4 protein-coding genes are annotated in these 3,620 nt (G+C 69.9%); 3 read left to right on the forward strand and 1 reads right to left on the reverse strand.

The genetic code is table 11. The features are described 5' to 3' along the window. Nucleotides 1-311: 311 nt before the first annotated feature. The gene (locus tag DCO49_RS19675) at nt 312-1,439 is read right to left on the reverse strand and encodes a LysM peptidoglycan-binding domain-containing protein (RefSeq protein WP_116865420.1); all 1,128 of its coding nucleotides are present in this window, start codon (nt 1,437-1,439) and stop codon (nt 312-314) included. 128 nt (nt 1,440-1,567) lie between these two features. Here DCO49_RS19675 and def point away from each other — a divergent pair, with 128 nt between their 5' ends. From def to DCO49_RS19690, 3 genes are all read left to right on the forward strand, one after another. After that, the gene (def, locus tag DCO49_RS19680) at nt 1,568-2,080 is read left to right on the forward strand and encodes a peptide deformylase (RefSeq protein WP_108770127.1); all 513 of its coding nucleotides are present in this window, start codon (nt 1,568-1,570) and stop codon (nt 2,078-2,080) included. A gap of 121 nt (nt 2,081-2,201) precedes the next feature. Further along, on the forward strand, nt 2,202-3,125 hold the full coding sequence (fmt, locus tag DCO49_RS19685; protein ID WP_116865421.1) for a methionyl-tRNA formyltransferase: 924 nt from the start codon (nt 2,202-2,204) through the stop codon (nt 3,123-3,125). A gap of 4 nt (nt 3,126-3,129) precedes the next feature. After that, nucleotides 3,130-3,620, forward strand: a 491-nt coding sequence (locus tag DCO49_RS19690; protein WP_279325655.1) for a transcription antitermination factor NusB, incomplete at its 3' end; no start/stop codon positions are given.

Genomic DNA, 3,620 nt, shown 5'->3' on the forward strand with positions numbered 1-3,620 from the left:
GCGCATTGTTCAGCGGAACAGCCGTGCGCGCGCCAGCCGGCCACGCCCATGGCGAGCGCGGCGGAGGCATCGCCGCTGGCCAGCAGCAGGGCACGGCGGGGCGCCAGCGGTCCGCCGGCCAGGACCAGGCGGGCGAGGGCATCGGGGGCAGAGGCGGGGCGAGGCATCGCCCGACTATCGGCCACGGGCGACGAAGGCGCCCTAGGGCGCCTTCGCGTTCTGCTGTCAGGGGAGTCCGCTGCCGGTGGGTAGGGTCGAGCGTTGGTCGACTACCGCGGACGGATCGAAGCGCAGTCGACCAACGGTCGACTCTACTTCGCGTCCGGGTGCTGGACGCTGTAACCCACGTTCACCGGCTTCACGCCCTGCATCACCAGCGCGTAGCTGACGTTGTCAAAGGTGCGGAACACCATCGCGTGGGCGGCATATTCGTCCGGCAGGCTGACCCGGCCCGCACCGGTGGACGGCGAATCGTCCATGCGCGAGGAGTTCGGGTACTTCATGCGGTGGGCGACATGGCTGCCCTGGCGCCACAGCGAGAACACCGTGCCGTTGTCCACGCCCTGGCTGCGGCCGGCGGAGATGGCGATGACGTCGCGCGGGCCGCCGGCATTGAACATGTCGGCAACGGCCAGCACGCGCACATCCAGGCCTTCCAGGCTGGCGGCGGGCACATGCGGGAAGAACTGCAGGTCGTACGGCTGGGCCTCCACCGGCACCAAGCGGTCACCGGCACGCACTTCACGGCCGTCGCCGTTGGCGTCCAGCATCAGCGTGGAGGCTTCGGTCTTGCCGCCGGCCACCTGGGTGATGGTGCCGAGGCCGACCTGGGCCAGCTCATAGCCCAGCACGCCGCGGCGATGGTTGGGCGCGTTGTAGGCCTTCCACAGGTTGCCGCTGCCCGGGGTGACGTCGCCGTTGGCGGTCAGGTCCTCGGTCGGCTTGGGCTGGCCGTAGCGCACGGTCGGGCGGACCACGGCCCAGCGCTGGCCGACCTGGGCATCGGCCAGGCGGACATAGGCGGCCTGGCCGCTGGTGGCGCGCAGGCGGTTCCCTTCCAGGCCGACCACGTAGGGCAGCTGGTCGATGCTGTCGACCACGCTCAGCTGCTTCAGGAAGGGTTCGACCTCCGAGAGCGGCACGCCGGTCACCGGGGCTTCCGTGCGCGGGCCGGGCTGGGCAGTCACACGGTCCAGGTAGGCCAGGCTGAGCACGTCACCCGGGTAGATAAGATGCGGGTTGGCGATCTGCGGGTTGGCCTGCCAGATCTCGGGCCACAGCCAGGGCTTCTGCAGGAACCGGCCTGCAATGTCCCACAGCGTGTCCCCTTTGCGGACCACATAGGTGTCCGGGTGCCCGCCGTTCACTTCAACGGCGGTAGCATAGGCAGCCACGGTCAGCATCGCCGCAGCGACGACCGTACGAAAACGAAGCAACATAGGTGCGAAGCCCTGATTCCCCAACAGGTTCGCGCACTATAGTCCAGAAACCGGGGCGCAAGGCAAGCGTTGCAGATAGAATCTGCGACGTATGCCGGCGTATCCCCGGCCCCAACCCGGAAACAGCCATGGCCCTGCTCCCCATTCTTGAGTTCCCCGATCCGCGCCTGCGTACCAAGGCTGCGTTGATCGACGCCGCCGAGGTGACCACCCCGGCCTTCCAGACCCTGCTCGACGACATGTTCCAGACCATGTACGACGCTCCCGGCATCGGCCTGGCCGCCAGCCAGGTGGACGTGCACAAGCGCTTCATGGTCATCGACGTGAGCGAAGAGAAGAACGAGCCGCGGGTGTTCATCAACCCGGAGATCGTCGCCAAGGACGGGGGCCAGGTGTACCAGGAAGGCTGCCTCTCGGTGCCCGGCATCTTCGCTGACGTGACCCGCGCCGACTCCATCACGGTGAAGTTCCTCGACCGCCAGGGGCAGCCGCAGGAGCTCACCACCGACGGCCTGCTGGCGGTGTGCGTGCAGCACGAGATGGACCACCTGGACGGCAAGCTGTTCATCGACTATCTGTCGCCGCTGAAGCGCGAAATGGTCCGCAAGAAGCTGGCCAAGCAGCGCAAGCACGTGGCCTGACCGCCATCGCGGGCCGCCCTTCGCGGTGGCCCCTGCCTGCGCGTCCCGCGCGGGCTGCACGGCGCCGGCCGACGGCGCCGTTGTTCTTTCTGCACGTATCCATCCTGCAAGTGGGGTAGCCATGAGGATTGTCTTTGCCGGTACGCCGGAATTCGCGGTGTCGTCGCTGCGCGCGGCCGCACGCCATCACGAGGTCGTGGCCGTCTACACCCAGCCGGACCGCCCGGCCGGCCGTGGCCGTGGCCTGGCACCGTCGCCGGTCAAGCTCGAAGCGGTGGCCCGTGGCATCCCGGTTTACCAGCCGGAAACCCTGAAGGACCCGGCCGCCCAGCAGCAGCTGCGCGACCTGCAGCCGGACCTGATGGTGGTGGTGGCCTATGGCCTGATCCTGCCCAGGGCGGTGCTGACCATTCCGACCCACGGCTGCTGGAACGTGCACGCCTCGCTGCTGCCGCGCTGGCGCGGCGCCGCGCCGATCCAGCGCGCGATCCAGGCCGGCGATGCCACCACCGGCGTGTGCCTGATGCAGATGGAAGCGGGCCTGGATACCGGTCCGGTGCTGCTGCACCAGGAGCTGGCCATTGCCGGCACCGCCACCGGCGGCGACCTGCATGACGCGCTGGCCGCCCTGGGCGCGCAGGTGCTGTCCGACGGCCTGGGCCTGCTGCGCGCGGGCATCAAGCCGATCGCGCGGCCGCAGCCGGAACAGGGCGTGACCTACGCGCACAAGCTGGACAAGGCCGAAGCGAAGCTGGACTGGGCGCTGGACGCGCAGGCACTGGCGCGCACCGTGCGTGCGTTCAACCCGTGGCCGATCGCCGAAGCGCAGCTGGCCGGCGAGCGCGTGCGCATCCATGGCGCGGTGGCGCTGGACCTGGCGCATGGCAAGGCCCCGGGCACGGTGCTGGCTGCCGGCCGCGAAGGCATCGACATTGCCTGCGGGCAGGGCGCCCTGCGCCTGCGCGTGCTGCAGCGCGAGGGCGGCAAGGCGATCACCGCCGCCGATTACCTCAATGCGCGTCGCGACCTGCGCGTGGGAGCGTAACCCGGTGTCGAAGCAGAACGATTTTTCCATTGCCAAGGCCGCGCCGGGCGCCGCCACCCGCATGCTGGCCGCACGCGTGCTGGCCCAGGTGTTCACCCGTGGCCGTTCGCTGAAGGCCGAACTTGCATGGGCCCTGCCCAAGCTGGCCGACACCCGCGACCGCGCGCTGCTGGAAGCCCTGTGCTTCGCCGTGCTTCGCCGTCGCAGCACCTATGACGCTGCGCTGCAGGCGTGGATGCAGAAGCCGCTGTCGGCGCGCGATGCCGACCTGCGCACCCTTCTGATGGTTGGTTTCGCCCAGCTGGACGTGCTGGAGCTGCCCGCGCATGCGGCGCTGTCGGCCACCGTCGATGCGGCGCGCGCGCTGGGCCGCGAGCGCCAGGCCGGCCTGGTCAACGCCATCCTGCGCCGTGCGCAGCGCGAGGGCTTCCCGGAACAACCTGCGCGCGACGCGTTCCCGGCCTGGCTGGCCGAGGCGGTCGAGCGCGACTGGCC

The organism is Stenotrophomonas sp. SPM (assembly GCF_003105135.1).
GTDB lineage: Bacteria > Pseudomonadota > Gammaproteobacteria > Xanthomonadales > Xanthomonadaceae > Stenotrophomonas.

What these genes read in the sequence shown, in the direction of transcription:
- DCO49_RS19675 (WP_116865420.1), bottom strand. Translation starts at nt 1,439, where the DNA reads ATGTTGCTTCGTTTTCGTACGGTCGTCGCTGCGGCGATGCTGACCGTG.
- def (WP_108770127.1), top strand. Translation starts at nt 1,568, where the DNA reads ATGGCCCTGCTCCCCATTCTTGAGTTCCCCGATCCGCGCCTGCGTACC.
- fmt (WP_116865421.1), top strand. Translation starts at nt 2,202, where the DNA reads ATGAGGATTGTCTTTGCCGGTACGCCGGAATTCGCGGTGTCGTCGCTG.